We start from the raw sequence: 18,854 nt of genomic DNA on the forward strand, positions 1-18,854 counted from the left end.
ATGTCCGACCTGCTTGACGACCCAATTCCCGGCCAAAACACTCCCGAATACTCAGTTTCCGAGATTTCTGGCGAGGTGAAGCGCACGCTAGAGGGCTCGTTCGGGCGAATCCGTGTACGCGGCGAGGTCGGCCGCGTGTTCAAGGCGCGCTCGGGTCATTTGTATTATGACATCAAGGACGACCGGAACGTTCTGGCCTGTACCACCTGGAAAGGTCAGATTTCCGGCCTGTCCGTTGTGCCCGAAGAAGGGTTGGAGGTCGTCGTCACCGGCCGCCTGACCGCATTCGGAGCGCAATCTAAATACAACATGAATGTTGATGAGGTCGCAGTCGCCGGCCAAGGCGCGCTTATGGCACTGCTGGAAAAGCGCAAAAAGCAGCTGGAAGCCGAAGGGCTGTTCGCGCCCGAGCGCAAGAAACCACTGCCCTACCTGCCCCAGATCATCGGTGTCGTGACCTCTCCATCCGGGGCGGTGATCCGCGATATTCTGCATCGCCTGCGGGACCGGTTTCCCCGCAAGGTTCTGATCTGGCCCGTCGCGGTGCAAGGTGCAAATTGTGCCCCCGAGGTGACCCGCGCCATCGAAGGTTTCAACGCGCTGACGCCCGGTGGCGCACTGCCGCGCCCCGATCTGATCATCGTTGCACGCGGAGGCGGCTCAATCGAAGACCTATGGGGGTTTAACGAAGAAAGCGTGGCCCGCGCGGCTGCTGCATCAGAGATCCCGTTGATCTCGGCCGTGGGGCATGAGACAGACACGACGCTGATCGACTTTGTCTCCGACCGCCGCGCGCCCACCCCAACAGCCGCAGCCGAATTGGCCGTCCCCGTGCGGATGGAGTTGATGGCCTGGACCAACGAACAAGGCGCGCGCCTGTCGCGGGCCGCGAGCGATGCGGTTCAACGCCGCGCGCAACGCCTGCGTGACGTCTCGCGCGCGTTGCCACGCCCGGAAAGCTTGTTGAACTCCCCACGACAACGCCTTGATCTAATTGCGGAACGCCTGACACCGGCATTGAATCGCGGGGTGCAAAACCGCCGCCTGCAACTGGTCGAGATGTCGGCTCATCTGCGCCCATCGACTTTGCGAAGCGTCGTCTCCTCCCGTCAGGAACACCTGCGTAACCTGTCGTCGCGCCTCTCCCTCCGCCCGATCCAGCGCGAGATTGAACAACAGCGCCAGGCCACCACCCGACTGGCTGAGCGGCTGGACGCGGCCCAAACCGTCCGACTTGAGCGCCTGCGCCAGCAACTGAGCGCAACCGACCGCCTGCGTGAAACGCTCAGCTACAAGGCAACGCTGGCGCGGGGCTATGCTGTTGTGCGCGCCGAGGGCGATGTCGTGACCACCAAGGCTCAGGCTGGCAAACACGCGGCGCTTGAGATCGAATTCTCGGACGGCCGCCTGATGACTGGTCCTTCTGGCCGCCCTGCTGCGAAAAAATCCAAACCCGACGCGCCGGATCAGGGATCGCTGTTCTAGAGGTTAAACTCCGACCTCGGGACCCAGGCACACCATCTCTTCCCCGAGGTCTTCCGCCTCATAGAGTTCAGTGGCCTGTGGGTCGCCTTCGAACTGTGCGATTAGCCCACCGCCCGAGCGGGTGAATACCCAGCATTGCGGGTCCAACCGGTCCTCGTAGACGAAACAGATCTGATCCTCACGCTGGTACCATACGCCTTCTTTGCACTGGCCATCCAAAAACGACCAGATCACCCGGCGATTGGGCAGATACCGCTCGACTCCGTAAACCTGCCCTTCAAAGCCATAAAACAGGGTTTTGCCCTGCGTGTACTCGTCGAACTCGGCGCCGGACAGCGCCGTTTGCGCGTCCGCCGTCTGCGCCGACAGCGCCAATAGAATCACAAGATGCCTCAACATTAGGCCATAGTGTCAGATGCGGGCGGGCATGGCCAATCACCACGCCGGTATTCGCCTGCCCCCACGTCATTATTGTGCCGCGTGCCACCGCAAAGAACAGTGGTCCCGAACACGACAAAGGGGACCGATGTGACATACCTGCTATTCTGGCTCGCCGCCGCTTGCGCCTTGGCCTATTTGCCGCTGTCCTCGCGCCCGGCAGGCATACTCCGCACGGTTCTGAAAACCGCGTCGGTTGCTGTGCTGGCCCTCGTCGCCCTCCTCAGCGGAGGCGCGACCTTGCTCGTTGTCGCCTTCGGCCTCTGCTCGGTTGGGGATGCTCTGCTGTCTCGAGAGTCCGACACCACCTTCATCGCGGGTATCGGCGCGTTCGCCGCGGGGCATATCGCTTATATCGCATTGTTCCTGACGCACCCTGGCAGCAACTTTGACCTCATTCTGGAACGGCCGGGATATTTCTGGTCGCTTCTCATTCTGGGGATCGTTGCCGCCACTTTGCTAGCCCCGCGCGCTGGAGAGCTAAAACTCCCGGTTCTGATGTACATCCCGATCATCCTCGGCATGGGCGTCGCAGTTCTATCTTTGCCCGAGACCGGAATGCTGCGTTGGGCCTTGCCTGCAGCACTGGCCTTCATCGCATCGGACCTCGTGCTTGCGACCGAGAAGTTTCTGCTGCTCCAAGACCACCCAACACTGAAGCTGACGCCCTATCTGGTCTGGCCGCTTTATTGGGCTGCGCAGGCTGGATTGCTGATCGCTTTCACCTGACCCTTTGCAACTCAGGCAAATCCACATTAGGTGGAGGGGAACACCTGCGGAGACCGAAAATGGCGTTTTTTTCAAAGCTGAAGGACAAGCTGTTCAAATCCTCATCTCGTCTTGAGGAAGGGCTGGACGCCATTGTCGAAGACGGAGGCGAAGAAGCCACCGCACCAGAGCCGGTGGCGCATACGCCCGAACCCGCCCCGCAGCCGCAGCCGCAGCCGCAGCCGCAGCCGCAGCCGCAGCCGCAGGAAGCTGCGCCGCTACCAGAGACTTTGCAAGAAAATCAGACCGCATCCAGCGGATTGCTGGGTCGCCTGTTCAGCCGCACGGAAACCAAGGCCGAAATCCGCCGGACGCTGGATGACGATATGCTGGAACAGCTCGAGGAGTTGCTGATCGCCTCGGATATGGGCGTCGACACCGCCCTGCGCGTTACCTCGAACATGGCCGAGGGGCGATTTGGCCGTAAACTCTCGTCCCGAGAGATCAAGCAACTGCTGGCGCAGGAAGTGGCCCGCGTGATGGAGCCGGTCGCCCGCCCCCTGCCAATCTACCCCAAACGCCCGCAAGTGGTGCTGGTGGTAGGCGTCAACGGGTCGGGCAAGACCACGACCATCGGCAAACTGGCCAGCCAGTTCAAATCCGCTGGCAAGAAAGTCGTGATCGCCGCCGGAGATACCTTTCGCGCCGCCGCCGTGGAGCAACTGCAGGTCTGGGGTGACCGCGCTGGCGTCCCGGTTCTGACCGCGCCCGAAGGCTCGGACCCCGCTAGCCTTGCCTTTGACGCCCTGACCAAAGCGCAACAGGACGGTGCCGACCTTCTGATGATCGACACTGCAGGCCGCCTGCAAAATCGTGCCGACCTAATGGAGGAACTGGCCAAGATCGTCCGCGTGATCCGCAAAGTCGATGAGACCGCGCCGCACAACACGCTGCTTGTGCTGGATGCGACCACGGGCCAGAACGCCCTCAGCCAGGTGGAAACCTTCCGCAAACTCGCCGACGTGTCGGGCCTTGTGATGACCAAACTGGACGGCACAGCCAAAGGCGGCGTGCTGGTCGCGCTTGCCGACAAGTTCGGCCTGCCCATCCACGCCATCGGCGTCGGAGAGCAAATAGACGACCTCGCCCCGTTCGACCCCGAAGAATTCGCGGCCGCGCTAACAGGTCTCGACCAAAACTGATCCGCCTCTTCATCTGGCTGAAAATATCCTCGGGGGTCTGGGGGCAGACGGCCCCCAGCCTCGTCACACCAAACAAGTTCTGACAATTGAGCGACTGGCTGATCTCACTCGAAGGCACCGAAGCGGGCCACACCCTCGCCCTTGGCCTGGCGTTGATGGCCGCCTTCCTGCACGCAGTCTTCGGAGCACTGCAAAAGGGCGCCACGATCCGTGGCTGTCCCGCGGGGCCATCGACGCCTGCTATTGCCTGATGGCCATCCCCTTTGCTCTATTCGTCGTGCCGTGGCCCGAACCCTATATGTGGCCCATCTTCGGCATCGTCTGGCTGATCCACATCACCTACAAGATCCTTCAGGCCTTGGCCTATACCAAAGGCTCCTACACGGTGGTCTACCCGGTTGTTCGTGGTACCGGCCCGCTGTTCACCGTGATCGGAGCCTACCTTCTGTTCGGAGAAACCTTCACAGCCACGCAATGGTTCGGTGTGGCCGTCCTTTTGGCCGGTATCTTCGGGCTGGCTGCCTATAACTTCCGGTTTCTGGAAACCAATCGTGAGACTCTAGGCATCGCTCTCACCCTGGCGATTGCCACCGGTCTCTTCGTGGCGCTCTATACGACCTATGACGCCTATGGCATCCGCGCCACCGCCGATCCGTTCACCTTTCTGGCTTGGTTCTTCATGATCGACGGATTCGCCATGCCGATCTACGCGTTCCTCAGGTGGCGCGCTATGATCAACCGCCCTTCCCTAGGTCCGCTGATGCTGCGCGGGCTCGCAGGCGGCTTGATCGCACCACTGTCATTCGGAGCCATTATGCTGGCCACCCGATTGGACAAAGTCGGAGAAGCCGCTGTACTGCGCGAAACATCAACTGTATTTGCAGCCTTGATCGGCTGGCTTGTTTTGAAAGAAACCGTTGGCCCAAGACGCATCGCCCTGATGGCACTGATTGCATTGGGCGCTGTAATCGTTGAAATGGGCGGATGAACAGCAGGACACCACGATGACAGGCAAAAAAGAGATCAACCCGTTTCTGAAACAGGTGCTGGAGTTGGGGCCCCCGCTGGCCTTCTTCTTTATCTACCTGCGACTGCGAGATGACAGCTTTCTGATCGGCGGCATCGAGTATTCAGGCTTCATTATCGCAACCATCCTCTTTGTCCCGCTGATGCTGGCGGCAATGGGCATCTTGTGGTTTCTGACAGGCAAGCTCAGCCGGATGCAGATATTTACCGCCTTTATGGTGATCTTCTTTGGTGGCCTGACCGCCTGGTTCAATGATGAGCGGTTCTTCAAGATGAAAACCACGCTGGTCTACGGGTTCTTCTCGGTCATCCTCGGGATCGGGTTGTTGCAGGGCAAGTCCTACCTCGCCTACGTTCTAGACGAGATGCTGCCGATGAAGCACGAAGGTTGGATGATCCTGACGCGGCGCCTCTGTGCCTGCTTTGCAGTTCTGGCCATCGCCAATGAGATTGTCTGGCGCACGATGTCCACCGATCTGTGGGTCAAGATCGAAACCTTCGCCTTTCCAATCGCGCTAATGGCCTTCCTGATGTACCAGTTCCACCGCCTGCAAAGCTATCTGGAAGACCCCGATCGCCAATAGTCGACCCAAAGCCCCTTTAGTATCAGTTTGACACTCATCCAAGGAAACCACTGTCGAGAACATTCTGAATTGTCCGGTGTAGGTAACATGCCAATTGTCCGCTTCAGTTGATTGCGCGGTGGCCCAATTCGGAGGGAGCCGTAGGCGACCGTAGATTTGGGCCACCGCGTTCGCGCCACGTCGAAGCGGGTCACGCGACTTTGTGTTTGCTATCCTCCTGTGTGATGGGTGATCCGTCAGGCTGGTAGCGGCCAATGCATCTCGGGCCGTGGAAGATGACCAGTTGACCATCGGGGTATTCGTGGACCCTGACCTTCGCCTTGACGAAATGATGACGGTGCCTGTCTGCCGCGATCTGCATGACCAGGCCCTTGTAGCGCACCGTATTGTCGTTGCCGACGACGCGGTCTTCCTGCACACACAGGGTGTCGCGCACATTGCCTGTAAACGGCACGAAGGCCGAGGTCGTATCCTCCGGCTCCTTTGCAAACAGGGCATTGTGTTCGGGAAGATAGACCTCTTTCAGGAACTGATTGGCCTCTTCAATGGTTGTGATCCCATGGGACCGCAGTTCCTGCGGCAATCGGTTCTGGAACGTGCCAAACATGCGTTCAGACCGTCCACGGGCCTGCGGTGAATAGGCCGGGATCAGCTCAATGCCGAGTTGCTGCAAGGCGCGCCCGACCTGGGTCAGATTGTCCTTGTCCACTTTGCCGCCCGCTTCGGGCGTATGCCAGTAATGAGAGCCCCGATCGGCATAGAGCGAGCAAAACAGACCTTGCGCCTCGATCACCTCTGTCAGCCCCTGAAAACTGCTCATCGTCCCTTCTTCCTCGACAAAGAATGCCGAATAAACCCGGTTGGTGGCATCGTCCATGGTGACGATCAGATCCCACCACTGACCCGGAACCCATTCATGGCTGGAGCCGTCCTGATGCAACATCATGCCAACCATCGGACGGCGGGGCCGCTTGCGCCGATGGGCACCTCGTCGGGGTGCTGCCTGAACCCGGCCGTGGCGCTGCAGTGTAAGCCGCACCCAGTTGTAGCTCTGTGTGAAACCATGGTGGGCCACCAGCTTCTCGTGGAAATGCTTCGGCGTGTAATCCCAGTACTTGGTATCAAACAGTTCAAGCATCTCCATGACCTTATCCGTGGCAACACGATTGTTGGCCAGTTTGCCAAGCCGACGGTCGTACAGACCTTCTGCACCATCCGCCTCAAATCGATCCTCCCAACGCCTGACGGTGCGCACGGATACACCCAGTATCTCAGCCGCCTGTTCTTGCGTCAGCTTGTTCGCGCTTCGCCGCGAATACACATCTTCAAACTTCATCAGTCGAACTTCCTGTAACACTTCTGCTCGGTTCATAACGCCTCCTCTCAGAGACAGAATAGAACCGGACAGATCGCATGTTACATACACCGGACATATCGCGTGTTAGCGACAGGAAACCACTTGGCTTGTTGACCTTGCTGTGAATAATTGAGTAACCACTCACCATCCTACTCCGGAGATTAGTACCCGAATGGCGGTATTCCCAAATAGCGGCTTCCTGTCCGATGCATCCGAAGGCCTGCGCGAGATGCTCTCGGCGCTGGCGACGGAAATCTCTTTGGATAAAAACGAAACCCTGTTCGATCAGGACGATGTGTAGAAAAGCGTGCAATTTTGACCCCCTAAGCGGGGAAATCGGCGTCCAAATTTGACCCCTCCCTATGGTTGTAGACATCCTTTTCATTGAGCAGTCGATGGAGAGGCAAGCGGGATGATTTGCGTGGAAACTATTAGAAAAGTGCGTCGCTTACACCTGATCGAAAAAAAGAGCATCAAGGAAATTTGCCGTTCGCTCAATTTGAGCCGTGCAACGGTTCGAAAGATAATCCGATCGGGAGTGACGGAGTTCAAATATGAGCGCAAATCGCAGCCATACCCGGTGCTCGGGCCTTGGCGCGCGCGTCTGGATGAAACGCTTGAGGAGAACGAGGCGCTTCCGAAGAAACACCGCAAGCGGATGACCAAAATCTGGAAGGAACTCTCCGATGATGGTTTTGGCGGCGGGTATGACAGTGTTCGACGCTACACAAAGAATTGGCGCATTGCGCACGGCCGACAACAGGCGCAGGCGTTCATCCCGCTGATCTTTGATCCTGGGGAGGCGTACCAGTTCGACTGGAGTGTGGAGACGGTTTTGATGGACGGTGCACTCACGACCGTGAAGGTTGCCCATTTCAAACTTTGCCATAGCCGCATGCCATTCTCCATTGCCTATCCGCGCGAGACGCAGGAGATGGTCTTTGATGCCCACGACGAGGCCTTCAAATTCTTTGGTGGAGGCTGCATCAACGGGATCTACGATAACATGACGACCGCCGTCGATGCGATCCTGTCGGGCAAGGAAAGAAAGTTCAACAAGGCATTCTCCCGGATGTGTTCTCATCATCTGGTGAACCCGATCGCCTGTACGCGCGCGGCCGGTTGGGAGAAGGGTCAGGTTGAGAATCTGGTCAAGGAGAGCCGCGCCTATAGTTTTACACCGCGTCTGGAGGTGGCCGACTTCGATGAATTGAATGCCCGGCTGCAAAAAGACGCGATCAAACGCGCAAAAGAACTGCGGCATCCGGAAAACCTGGAGGTGACGGTCTGGGAGGAGTTCCAGCAGGAAAAGCCGCTGCTGACGCATCTGCAGAAGCCCTTCGTCGGGTTCCGTGAAAAGACGGTCGCCGTGAGCCGAACCTGCCTGATCAACTTCGAAAGAAACAAATACAGCGTTGAGGCAAGAGCTGTTGGACGTCAGGTCCAGTTGCAGGTCTACGCCACGCGGATTGTCCTGCGCCAAGACGGTGAGATTGTCGGAGAGCACGAACGGTGCTTCGGCCGAGGAAAAACGATCTTCAACCCTTGGCACTATGTGCCCGTCCTCAAGCGCAAGCCTGGCGCTCTGCGCAATGGAGCACCGTTCCGTGACTGGGACCTACCACCGGCAATGACGCAGATCTGGACCCATCTGCGGGGCACATCCGACGGAGACCGGCAACTTGCCGATATTCTTTTCGCTGCTTACCAGCACGACATTGATGTGGTCGAGGCTGCCTGCGAAGAAGCTCTAAAATCTGGCCTGCGCAAGGCCGATGCGATCCTGAACATTGTCTCTCGGCGCACCAATCCCCCGCCGCCAAAGGCGATTGAGCCGCCTGCCCACCTGCAGCTGAAAATGGCACCGATCGCGGATTGCGCTCGCTATGACAGGCTTGGAGGCTCCCATGCAACTGCGTAAGGAAATTCTCGAACTTGCCCGTCAACTGAAGTTGCCAGGCATCGTCAACTGCTTTGACGAAGTGATGCAGGCCGCAGCCAAAAACAACTGGCGGCCCCAACAGGTCGTGGCCGAACTCCTCACGGCCGAACTGGCCGAAAAGACTGCGCGCTCGATCCGGTATCAGATGGGTGCCGCAAAGTTCCCGGTCTGCAAGTCCTTACCTGAGTTCGACTTCACGGTCAGCCCCGTCAACGAGGAAGTCGTGCGCAATCTTCATGACGGCGATTTTATGGACCAGGCCAGGAATGGCGTGCTGGTCGGTGGAACCGGATCGGGCAAAACGCATCTCGCAACAGCGATCGGGGGCCACGCGGTCAATAACCGCCGGCGGGTCAGGTTCTTCAGCGCTGTGGATCTCGCGAACAAGCTGGAGGCTGAACATCGCGAAGGCAACGCCGGGCGGCTCAGCGAGCAGCTGATCCGCGTCGACCTCGTGATTATAGACGAACTCGGTTATCTGCCGTTCGCAGAGTCTGGTGGACGATTACTCTTCCATCTCATCAGCAAACTGTACGAGCGAACGTCTATTCTGCTAACAACCAACCTCGCATTTGCTGAATGGCCGAGTGTGTTCACAGATGCCAAAATGACCACTGCTCTCCTGGATCGACTGACACACCATTGCGATATCATCGAAACCGGGAACGAAAGCTGGCGAATTAACCACCGCGACTAACCTCGAAATCGGGGAATAAATTCAAAACAGACAGCAGGTCAAACCTTCAGTCGAGCTACGCTCTCTTTTCGGTTTGACCTGCTGTCCACCCCCTCCTGAATCAACCTAAACACGACCCCCTCAACGCCCCTCTTAGCTCCAAGGGGGGTCAAATTTGGACGCCGATGGGGGGTCATTATTCAATGCCGATTGACAGACGATGAAGGCGATGCACTTTATGCCATCGTCGAAGGGACGCTCGAAGTGTCGTTCCTGGCGATGAGCGGCCGAAAGCTAGCGCTGACGCTCATGCGTCCGGGCGAGGTCTTCGGTGAGATTGCCTTGTTCGACAGCGGCCCTCGCACTGCCACTGTTGCGGCTGCTGAACCTTCTCGGGTTCTGCGCGTGCGTCGCAGGGACGTGATGGAGCAAATCCGTCAGCACCCCGATCTTGCGGTTGATATGGTCCGTTTGGCTGGATTGCGGATGCGGTCGATGAGTTCACAGTTGAACGAGCAGGTCTTTCTGCCGATGCCGATTCGACTGGCGCGCAAACTGCTGCACCTGTCGTCTCTGCAGGACGATCCCACCGAACGCATTACCCTGTCGCAAAGTGAATTGGCCGAATTCGTTGGGGCCACGCGTGAGGCCGTCTCGAAAACCATTTCGATCTGGAAACGGGACAATGTGGTCGAGGCATCGCGGGGCGGATTGCTGATCCACGACATCGAAGCTTTGCGCGCTTTGGCTGAATCGGACCTGATCTAACCTTTTGTGATCTTGTTCACAGACGACTCGGAAGACAGTGCCCTAGGGTAAACCTGTTACCGTAGGAGGTCAGTAATCATCCCCGATATCTGTCCACTGATCTCTCCCTGTACCTAAGCCATATGCCCAAAAGGCATATGGCTTATTTTCTTTCTGCCGGGCCTAAAAGGACATGAAAAAGGCCGGGGAAATCCCCGGCCCTTTTCGGTAGCTATGTGATGAGCTTAGTTCTCAAGGCTCAGCGCGACGAAACGAGGGTCGCCGCCACGGCGTACCAGCAGCAGCAGCGATTTGCGCCCGGCTTCGGTAGCTTCTTCAATACGCGCCTCAAGGTCGCTGATGGATTCGACTTTCTGCTGTCCGGCTTCGGTGATCAGGTCACCTGAGCGCAGACCTTTCGCAAAGGCCTCCGAGGCTTCATCAACCTCGGTCACGACCAGACCGTCCGCCTCAGCGTCCAGGCCCAAGTCTTCACGCAGCGTATCTGTAAGCGGTGCAATGGTCAGGCCGAGAATGTCGGCGTTTTCATCACTTGGCGCGTCCGAAGTGTCTTCTTCACTCATTTCGGCACGCTCCGCATCCTCACGGCGCCCGAGTGTGACCAGAATAGTCTGAGTGCCACCGTCGCGATGTACGACCACACGAACCGATTTGCCTACGGTCGTCTCGCCGACCTGACGCACCAGACCGCGCGTGTCTTCGACCTCGACCCCGTCAAAGCTGAGGATCACGTCCCCTGCTTTCAGACCAGCCTCTTTCGCGGGACCCTCTGGCACATCGCTGATCAGTGCGCCGCCGGGTTTATCCAGCCCCATCGCCTCGGCCATGTCTTCGGTCACGTCCTGAATGCGCACGCCCAGCCAACCCCGGCGAGTTTCGCCGAACTCACGCAGCTGGTCGACGACCTTGGTTACGACATTGGAGGCCATCGAAAAACCGATACCGATCGAGCCGCCGTTGGGCGACAGAATCGCGGTGTTCACGCCGATGACCTGACCATCCATGTTGAACAGAGGACCACCCGAGTTACCCCGGTTGATCGCCGCATCGGTCTGAATGTAGTCGTCATAGGACCCGCTCAGCGCGCGGTTACGGGCCGAGACGATCCCCGCCGACACCGAGAACCCCTGCCCTAGCGGGTTTCCCATGGCAATCACCCAGTCGCCAACACGCGCCGTGTCGCTGTCGCCGAACTGAACGTATTGCAGAGGCCCAGAGGCCTCGACCTTGAGCAGCGCGATATCGGTTTTCTCATCCGTGCCGATCACCTTTGCAGGCAGTTCCTTCACGGGCTGACCATCGCCAGGGAAGAACTCGATCAGGATCTCATCGGCCTCGGCGATCACGTGGTTATTGGTGACGATAAAGCCGTCTTCCGAGATCACGAAACCCGACCCCAACGCGTTGCTGCGGCGCGGGCGGTCGCCATTGTCGCCGTTGCGATCCTGAAACTCGCGGAAGAAATCTTCGAACGGAGAGCCCTCGGGCACGATCCCCTGCGGCCCGGTCTGGCCTTCGATCAGGGTCGATGTGGTGATATTGACCACCGCCGGGCTGATCTGTTCCGCCAGCGGCGCAAGGCTTTCCCCACGCGCATACGCCGCAACAGTTTGTGCTGCGATCAGAACCATCGATCCGAAGGCCAGCCACATCAGTCGCATGAAACCAACACCATCGTCCCGCCGGACGGAAATACTGCGCGCTTGTGCCTGCACTTGGGAACTCCTTGTCGTCAATCTCTTACAGACCGCCCTAAGGCAGACTATCTTTCCACCCAATGTAGTCGGTTTGATCACGCTCGCAACTGAGGATCGCGGGGAAATCACCGGCAAGTGAGGTCAGGGCGTCAAAACCCCAGCTGATAGGCGCCCCAAAGCAGCACAAGACCGCTGACGACACAGAGCAGCCCTGCCAAACGCCGCGCCTGTTCCGGCAGCGTGCGCAGCGCCTCTAACATACGTTCAATAAGCGAAGGGGCCAGCGCGTAGGCCAGCCCCTCGACAATCAGCACCAGCACGAAGGCCAGAAGGATCATACCCATTACTGGGTCGCCTGCCCGGTGGGCGATTTCAGGTAGTTGAAGAACTCCGAATCCGGGCTGAGGACCATCGAGCTGTTCCCGCCCTGCAAAGCGCGTTCATAAGCTGACAGTGAACGGTAGAATTCAAAGAACTCTGGGTCTTGTCCAAACGCTTCAGCGAAGATCGCGTTGCGTTCGGCGTCTGCCTCACCGCGGATGATCTCGGCCTCGCGGTTGGCGTCCGAAACCAGTTCAACCACGGTCCGGTCGGCCTGCGCGCGGACACGCTGCGCAGCTTCGTTACCACGGGCGCGTTCGTCGGTCGCCTCACGTTCCCGTTCGGCTTTCATCCGGTCAAAGGTCGCTTCAAGGTTCGCCTGCGGCAGGTCAGTGGCTTTAAGGCGCACGTCGATGACATTGACGCCCAGCGCCCGCGCTTCCGCAATTGCGCTGTTGCGGATCCGCAGCATGAGGGCCGCACGGTCAGAGCTGAGGATATCCCGCGAGGAGACCGAACCCAGAACTTCCCGAGTTTCCGCACGAAGGATACGGTCCAGACGGTCCTCGGCCACCGGAATACCGCCAACACCAACGGCCTGACGGAACTGCTCCAGATCCGAAATCCTGTAACGCGCGAAGGCGTCAACCACCAGACGGCGGTCATCCAAAGGCGTGACTTCAAGCGGTTGAACATCGATCGACAGGATGCGGTCATCATAGCGCACAACCTCTTGAATCAGAGGGATTTTAAACGCCAATCCGGGCTCTTCCTTGACCGCAACAACGCGACCAAACTGCAGAACCAGAGCGCGTTCACGCTCATCCACGATGAAGATCGAGGACAGAACACCGACAATCGCGAGGAAGACGACGGGAAGGATAAATGTCGTTTTACGCATCAGTTGCTCTCCGCTGCAGGGGTACGACGCAGTTCGTTCAACGGCAGGTACGGCACAACGCCCTGCCCCGAGCCACCGGTGTTTTCGTCCAGGATGATCTTGTCCACGTCACCCAGAACCTGCTCCATGCGCTCCAGATACAGACGCTTGCGGGTCACATCTGGTGCTTTGGAGTATTCCTCCAGAACCGCGCTGAAACGGCTGGCCTCACCTTGAGCGCTATTGATCTGTTGGGCGCGGTAGGCTTCGGCCTCTTCCAGAACCTGAGCAGCTTCACCGCGCGCTTCCGCGAGAACACGGTTAGCATAGGCATCCGCGACGTTCTGCAGACGGTCCCGTTCCTGCGCAGCGGCCTGAACGTCACGGAACGCGGCAATCACGTCCTGAGGCGGGTCAGCCTTGTCGAAGTTCACGCGGACGATGTTCACGCCCGAATCGTAGCTGTCCATTGTCGCCTGAATCAGCTCTTGCAGACGTTCTGCGATAATGCCGCGATCTCTGTTCAGGATCGGAGCAAGTTCGCTTTGCGCAATAATCTCACGCATCGCCGATTCCGACACCGCCTGAATCGTTTGGCGGGGGTCACGCAGGTTGAAGAGGAATTTGGCGGGGTCGTTGATATTCCAAACGACTTGATAGTCGATATCGACCACGTTTTCGTCACCGGTCAGCATCAGACCATCATCGCTGCCACGAGCGCCGCCCATGTCTTCGTTCTGTTCCCGCGTAACAGGAATGACCTCGGCAGTTACAAACGGCCATGGCGCAAAGTTCAGACCGGGATTTCCAACAGCCGAGAATTCGCCAAGGAACAGTTCAACCGACTGTTCTTCGGGCTTAACGGTGTAAAAGCTGGCCGCAGCCCAGAGGCCGATCGCGACCAATGCGCCAATTGCCACGGTGCCTTTGGTAAAGATCGGGCCACCGCCGCCACCGCCTGAACCGTTGCTGCCACGGCCGCCGCCGCCGCGACCGCCCATGAGGACGCGCAGCTGCTCTTGCCCTTTTTTCATCAGCTCATCGATCTCGGGGATCTGCGGGCTCTCCCCTTCGGGAGGCTTGCGCCCGTCACCGCTATTACCCCGATTTCCTCCGCCACCAGAAGAGCCTCCGCCCCCCCAGGGGCCACCGCTGTTGCCCGCCATATGTGTCTATTCCCTTGTGTTTGACCGTGTGATCACGGTGTTCCTTGTAACTTGGTTGCGCGCAGTTGCAAATCAAGCCGTGCGTACAGGTTGCCGCATTGTCACCAGTTCTTCGGCCATGACCGGGTGAACTGCAACCGTGCGGTCGAAATCTTCCTTGGTCGCGCCCATTTTGACGGCAATGCCCGCCAGCTGGATCATCTCACCCGCGCCAGGCGCCACGATGTGGCAACCCAACACCTTGCGCGTCGCCTGAGAAACGATCAGCTTCATCAGAACCCGCTGAGTACCACCGGCAAAGGATTTCTGCATCGGCTTGAACGAAGTCGCATAGACCTCAATCGGTTCCTGCGCGGCCGCCTCTTCCTCGCTGAGGCCTACGGTTCCGAATTCGGGCTGGGTGAAAATCGCGGTCGGGATCAGCTCATGATCCACTGGGGTCGGGTTGCCTTTGAAGACGGTCTCTACAAAGGCCATGCCTTCGCGGATCGCAACCGGGGTCAGATTCACGCGGTCGGTCACATCACCAATCGCATAGATCGAGGGCACGCCGGTCTGGCTGTATTCATCCACGACGATCTCACCCTTGCGGCCACGTGCGACTCCCACGTCCTCTAGCCCCAGATTGTCCGCGTTCGGAGTGCGCCCGGTGGCATACATGACCACGTCGAAAGGATCCTCGGTCCCGTCGGTGGCTTTGACGCGAATCTTGTCGCCCTCTTTCGTCATCTCAAGCACATTGGTGCCCAGACGCACGTCGATACCGTTCTGGCGCATCTCTTCACAGATCAGGCCACGCGCTTCTTCGTCAAAGCCACGCAGGATCTGCGCACCGCGGTAGAACTGAGTGGTCTTGACGCCCAGCCCGTTCATGATCCCGGCAAATTCACTGGCGATATAGCCGCCACCGACGATCAGGATGCTTTCGGGCAGCTTCTCAAGGTGGAAGATTTCATTCGAGGTGATCGCCAGATCCGAGCCGGGGAAGTCCGGCACAACCGGACGGCCACCCGTTGCAATCAGGATATGTTTGGCAGTTTTGCGTGTGCCATCGGCAAGTTCAACCGTATGCGGGTCGACCACTTTGGCGCGCTGATCGAAACTCTCGACACCGTTGTTTTTCAGGATGTTGCGGTAAATACCTTCCAAACGATCCAGTTCCGTCACCAGCTTGCCGTGGAAGGTGTTCCAGTTGAACGCTCCGGGCTGAATGTCCCAACCATAAGCCTGTGCGTCACCGACCATACCCGAATATTCGCTGGCGAAGACCATAAGTTTCTTTGGAACGCAGCCGCGGATAACGCAAGTGCCGCCGTACCGATCCTCTTCCGCCAGAGCCACTTTGGCACCGTTTTCGCCCGCCGCTACGCGCGCCGCGCGGACCCCACCCGAGCCTCCGCCGATTACGAAGAGGTCATAGTCAAAGCTCATGCTGGGTTCCTTCATTCAGCTTGCAAAATTCTTTGGATATCTGGGCGCAAAAACCGCCCTGCCAACCCCCAAAGGCGTAAATTTCCAGTATATTCCAACACGTCCTTGGGATGGCGCCTTCCACTCAGTCCGAAAAATCCGAAAACAGGTTGTCCTTGGCGCCATCAAGGAACTGGTCCAACTCAACGGTTCCGGCATTGATATCGCGCAACTCGACCCGACCATCGCCGTAGCCCACAACGACCTTGTCGCAGATATCTATGAACAGCCCGTTCTCGACGACACCCGGCACCTGGTTCAAAACCAGCGCCATCTGCCGGGCATTGCCGATCCGCTGCAGATGCAGGTCGAGGATATGGTTACCCTCATCGGTCACAAATGGGGCCTCACCATTCATGCGAAGGGCTGAATTGGTGCCAAGCACATCCATCGTATCCAGAACTTCTTCGATCAGCGTTCGAGTGGTCTGCCAGCCAAATGGGATCACCTCGACCGGCAGCGGGAATGCGCCGAGCGTTTCGACCTCTTTCCCGGCATCAGCGATCACCACCATCTGGTCGCTGGCCGTTGCCACGATTTTTTCCTGCAGATGCGCACCGCCACCGCCCTTGATCAGGTTCAGATCACCGTCGAACTCATCCGCGCCGTCAATCGTCAGGTCCAGCCACCCCGCTTGATCCAGCGACACGACCTCGATCCCGACTTCACGCGCCAATTGCGCGGTTCGGGTTGAGGTGGGTACGCCCTTGATACGCAGGCCTTCTTGCTGGACACGCTCGCCCAAACGGCGAACAAGCCAGGCGGCGGTCGAGCCGGTGCCCAGCCCCACCCGCATTCCGTCTTTGACCATGTCAGCCGCGCGGTACGCCGCAACGTATTTGGCTGTGTCGATTGGCGACAAATCCGCGGTCATTGGCAGTCTTCCCCAAATAGTCTGCAAGACTTATATGCAATGCTCCACCCAACTTCGAGACCCAATTCACGTCGCCCGGATGCGAAAGATGTCGCTCAATTGCGCGTTTCCTATCGGAAACGTCGCAAACAAGGCTTTTCAGGTTTCGGTTGCTGTATATCTAGTCCGTATGATGACGCCCTATCGCCTGCACTATGCCCCTGATAACGCCTCGCTGGTGATCCGGCTGGTACTGGACGAAATGAGCCAGCCCTATGAGACCGTGCTGGTTGATCGTAGTCAGAACGCGCAAGACAGTGCAGCCTACCGAGCGTTGAACCCGAACGGGCTGATCCCGGTTCTCGAAACTCCTCAGGGGCCGATATTCGAGACCGCAGCCATTCTGCTGTGGCTGGCCGACAGCCATGGGCAACTTGCACCCGCGTCGACCAGCCCTGACCGGGCCGCCTTTCTGAAATGGCTATTTTTCGCGTCAAACACGCTCCATGCCGATCTGCGCATCCTGTTCTATGCCGAGAAATACATAGACCCAGAACAGGCCGAGACCCTGCGGGCCGGGATACGTCCAAGGCTGCGCACCCATCTTAAAAATCTGGACGCGGTCGCTGCGCAGGCACCGGAATGGCTGAGCGCTGATCGGCCGTCAGTTCTGACATACTATATCGCGTGCATGATGCGTTGGATGGCGCTTTACCCATCCAATGCGGACCGCAGCTGGTACCAACTGGCCGATACGCCCTATCTTCAGCGCATCCTGACACAGCTAGAGATGCGTCCCGCAACGCGAACGGCAATAGCCGCCGAAGGTCTTGGGGCCACGCCGTTCACCTCACCCATCTATGCCAACCCTCTTGAAGGCTCAGCTATCTGACATGTTCCTCTCTGTCTTCGATATGTTCAAAGTGGGCATCGGCCCGTCCTCATCTCACACCATGGGTCCCATGGTCGCCGCCGCACGTTTTCTGGACATGATGCGCGCATCGCCTTTTGAATTTGCTGGGCTGCGCGGCTCACTACACGGCTCGCTGGCCTTTACCGGGGTGGGTCATGCCACCGATCGCGCCACCATCCTTGGCCTCGCCGGATTCGTGCCGGACACCTATGACAACGACAAGGCCGAGGCCGCGCTGGCCGCGATTGCTGAGACGCACAAGGTAACGCCCGAAGGGCTACCGACGCTGACCTTCAACCCCAAGACCGATCTGGTCTTTGACTACGACCACAATCTGCCCGGCCACGCCAACGGTATGATCCTGATGGCAACCGACGCGCAGGGCGATGTGATCCTGCGGCAGGTTTTCTACTCGATCGGCGGCGGCTTTGTTCTGACCGAAGAGGAACTGGCCGCTGGCAAGGCCACCGACGAAGGCGCCCCAGTGCCCTTCCCCTTCAAATCGGCTGTCGAGATGTTGGAGATGGCCAAGTCCAGCGGCAAATCCATTGCCGAAATGAAGCGTGCCAACGAAATCGCACGTGGCTGCGCGGATAGCTTTGCCAAAGGCTCTGCCCGGCTGTGGCAGGTGATGAACGACTGTATCGAGCGTGGTCTGACCACAGATGGCATCCTGCCCGGCGGCCTCAGCGTGCGCCGCCGCGCCAAGGGTATCTATGATGCACTGATGGCCGAGCGTGGCATGAACCTGACCGCGCCGCACACTATCAACGATTGGATGAGCGTCTATGCCATGGCCGTGAACGAAGAAAACGCGGCCGGAGGCCAGGTGGTCACCGCTCCAACCAACGGCGCGGCGGGCGTTCTGCCTGCAGTGCTGCGTTATTACCTCGACCACGTGCCTGGCGCATCGGAAAGCCATATTGAGGATTTCCTTCTAACCGCAGCCGCCATTGGGGGGCTGGTGAAATTCAACGCCTCGATCTCGGGGGCTGAGGCTGGATGTCAGGCCGAAGTGGGCAGCGCCTCAGCGATGGCCGCGGCTGGTCTCTGCGCCGTCATGGGTGGCACGCCCGAGCAGGTGGAAAACGCCGCCGAAATCGCGCTGGAGCATCATCTGGGTATGACCTGCGATCCGGTTGCAGGGCTGGTTCAGGTGCCGTGCATCGAGCGCAACGGCCTTGGCGCGATCAAGGCGGTTTCGGCCGCGTCACTTGCTTTGCGCGGAGATGGGCAGCATTTTGTGCCCCTAGATGCGGTGATCGAGACCATGCGTCAGACCGGCCATGATATGCATGAGAAGTACAAGGAAACCTCATTGGGTGGTTTGGCCGTAAACGTCCCGAACTGCTGAGGTGAGACAGGAGG

General features: G+C 58.7%; 18 protein-coding genes and 1 pseudogene. 11 read left to right on the plus strand and 8 right to left on the minus strand.

The genetic code is table 11. The features are described 5' to 3' along the window. Nucleotides 1-1,485, plus strand: coding sequence for an exodeoxyribonuclease VII large subunit (xseA, locus tag ACOERD_RS04495; RefSeq protein WP_419738183.1), 1,485 nt, complete (start codon nt 1-3; stop codon nt 1,483-1,485). A 3-nt stretch (nt 1,486-1,488) separates the two neighbouring features. Here xseA and ACOERD_RS04500 read toward each other — a convergent pair whose 3' ends face one another. Next, complete coding sequence (locus ACOERD_RS04500; protein ID WP_419738184.1) at nt 1,489-1,884, minus strand: hypothetical protein; 396 nt, start codon at nt 1,882-1,884, stop codon at nt 1,489-1,491. A 129-nt stretch (nt 1,885-2,013) separates the two neighbouring features. On the opposite strand from ACOERD_RS04500, the gene ACOERD_RS04505 reads away from it, so the two are divergent. From ACOERD_RS04505 to ACOERD_RS04520, 4 genes and pseudogenes are all read left to right on the plus strand, one after another. Next, nucleotides 2,014-2,652, plus strand: coding sequence for a lysoplasmalogenase (locus tag ACOERD_RS04505; protein ID WP_419738185.1), 639 nt, complete (start codon nt 2,014-2,016; stop codon nt 2,650-2,652). 59 nt (nt 2,653-2,711) lie between these two features. Then, nucleotides 2,712-3,833: a signal recognition particle-docking protein FtsY gene (gene ftsY / locus ACOERD_RS04510; RefSeq protein ID WP_419738186.1), complete on the plus strand. Its 1,122-nt coding sequence runs from the start codon at nt 2,712-2,714 to the stop codon at nt 3,831-3,833. 86 nt (nt 3,834-3,919) lie between these two features. Further along, nucleotides 3,920-4,821, plus strand: a pseudogene (locus ACOERD_RS04515) (EamA family transporter). A gap of 16 nt (nt 4,822-4,837) precedes the next feature. Beyond that, entirely contained in the window at nt 4,838-5,443 is a 606-nt protein-coding gene (locus ACOERD_RS04520; RefSeq protein WP_170376332.1) for an inner membrane-spanning protein YciB, read from the plus strand. A gap of 190 nt (nt 5,444-5,633) precedes the next feature. Here the strand turns inward: ACOERD_RS04520 and ACOERD_RS04525 are convergent, their stop codons facing one another. Beyond that, a complete protein-coding gene (locus ACOERD_RS04525; RefSeq protein ID WP_419737631.1) occupies nt 5,634-6,815 on the minus strand; it encodes an ISNCY family transposase in 1,182 nt (393 codons plus the stop codon). Between the two features lie 157 nt (nt 6,816-6,972). On the opposite strand from ACOERD_RS04525, the gene ACOERD_RS04530 reads away from it, so the two are divergent. The 4 genes from ACOERD_RS04530 to ACOERD_RS04545 all read left to right on the plus strand — a co-directional run bounded on the left by ACOERD_RS04530 (nt 6,973) and on the right by ACOERD_RS04545 (nt 10,186). Next, nucleotides 6,973-7,101 (plus strand): hypothetical protein, encoded by a 129-nt coding sequence (locus ACOERD_RS04530; RefSeq protein WP_419738187.1) that lies wholly within the window; start codon nt 6,973-6,975, stop codon nt 7,099-7,101. 111 nt (nt 7,102-7,212) lie between these two features. Next, the gene (istA, locus tag ACOERD_RS04535; protein ID WP_419737605.1) at nt 7,213-8,721 is read left to right on the plus strand and encodes an IS21 family transposase; all 1,509 of its coding nucleotides are present in this window, start codon (nt 7,213-7,215) and stop codon (nt 8,719-8,721) included. Continuing rightward, a complete protein-coding gene (gene istB / locus ACOERD_RS04540) occupies nt 8,708-9,439 on the plus strand; it encodes an IS21-like element helper ATPase IstB (RefSeq protein WP_419737606.1) in 732 nt (243 codons plus the stop codon). The genes istA and istB overlap by 14 nt, the downstream gene beginning before the upstream one ends. 189 nt (nt 9,440-9,628) lie before the next feature. After that, on the plus strand, nt 9,629-10,186 hold the full coding sequence (locus ACOERD_RS04545; RefSeq protein ID WP_419738188.1) for a Crp/Fnr family transcriptional regulator: 558 nt from the start codon (nt 9,629-9,631) through the stop codon (nt 10,184-10,186). A 224-nt stretch (nt 10,187-10,410) separates the two neighbouring features. Here ACOERD_RS04545 and ACOERD_RS04550 read toward each other — a convergent pair whose 3' ends face one another. The 6 genes from ACOERD_RS04550 to rpiA form a co-directional block, all read right to left on the minus strand. Continuing rightward, a complete protein-coding gene (locus ACOERD_RS04550) occupies nt 10,411-11,847 on the minus strand; it encodes a Do family serine endopeptidase (RefSeq protein ID WP_419738349.1) in 1,437 nt (478 codons plus the stop codon). Nucleotides 11,848-12,032: 185 nt separating this feature from the next. Then, nucleotides 12,033-12,227: a DUF2065 domain-containing protein gene (locus tag ACOERD_RS04555; RefSeq protein WP_419738189.1), complete on the minus strand. Its 195-nt coding sequence runs from the start codon at nt 12,225-12,227 to the stop codon at nt 12,033-12,035. Then, nucleotides 12,227-13,105 (minus strand): protease modulator HflC, encoded by an 879-nt coding sequence (hflC, locus tag ACOERD_RS04560; protein WP_170470136.1) that lies wholly within the window; start codon nt 13,103-13,105, stop codon nt 12,227-12,229. Before hflC ends, ACOERD_RS04555 begins: the two co-directional genes overlap by 1 nt. Continuing rightward, on the minus strand, nt 13,105-14,250 hold the full coding sequence (gene hflK, locus ACOERD_RS04565; protein WP_419738190.1) for an FtsH protease activity modulator HflK: 1,146 nt from the start codon (nt 14,248-14,250) through the stop codon (nt 13,105-13,107). Before hflK ends, hflC begins: the two co-directional genes overlap by 1 nt. 72 nt (nt 14,251-14,322) lie before the next feature. After that, a complete protein-coding gene (gene gor, locus ACOERD_RS04570; RefSeq protein WP_419738191.1) occupies nt 14,323-15,681 on the minus strand; it encodes a glutathione-disulfide reductase in 1,359 nt (452 codons plus the stop codon). Nucleotides 15,682-15,805: 124 nt separating this feature from the next. Then, nucleotides 15,806-16,594, minus strand: coding sequence for a ribose-5-phosphate isomerase RpiA (rpiA, locus tag ACOERD_RS04575; RefSeq protein WP_419738192.1), 789 nt, complete (start codon nt 16,592-16,594; stop codon nt 15,806-15,808). A 169-nt stretch (nt 16,595-16,763) separates the two neighbouring features. Here rpiA and ACOERD_RS04580 point away from each other — a divergent pair, with 169 nt between their 5' ends. After that, nucleotides 16,764-17,465 (plus strand): glutathione S-transferase family protein, encoded by a 702-nt coding sequence (locus tag ACOERD_RS04580; RefSeq protein ID WP_419738350.1) that lies wholly within the window; start codon nt 16,764-16,766, stop codon nt 17,463-17,465. Between the two features lies 1 nt (nt 17,466). After that, nucleotides 17,467-18,840: an L-serine ammonia-lyase gene (locus ACOERD_RS04585; protein WP_419738193.1), complete on the plus strand. Its 1,374-nt coding sequence runs from the start codon at nt 17,467-17,469 to the stop codon at nt 18,838-18,840. Nucleotides 18,841-18,854: the final 14 nt, after the last annotated feature.

Origin of the sequence: Ruegeria sp., assembly GCF_965199275.1 — a bacterium.
In the GTDB taxonomy this organism is placed as follows: domain Bacteria; phylum Pseudomonadota; class Alphaproteobacteria; order Rhodobacterales; family Rhodobacteraceae; genus Ruegeria.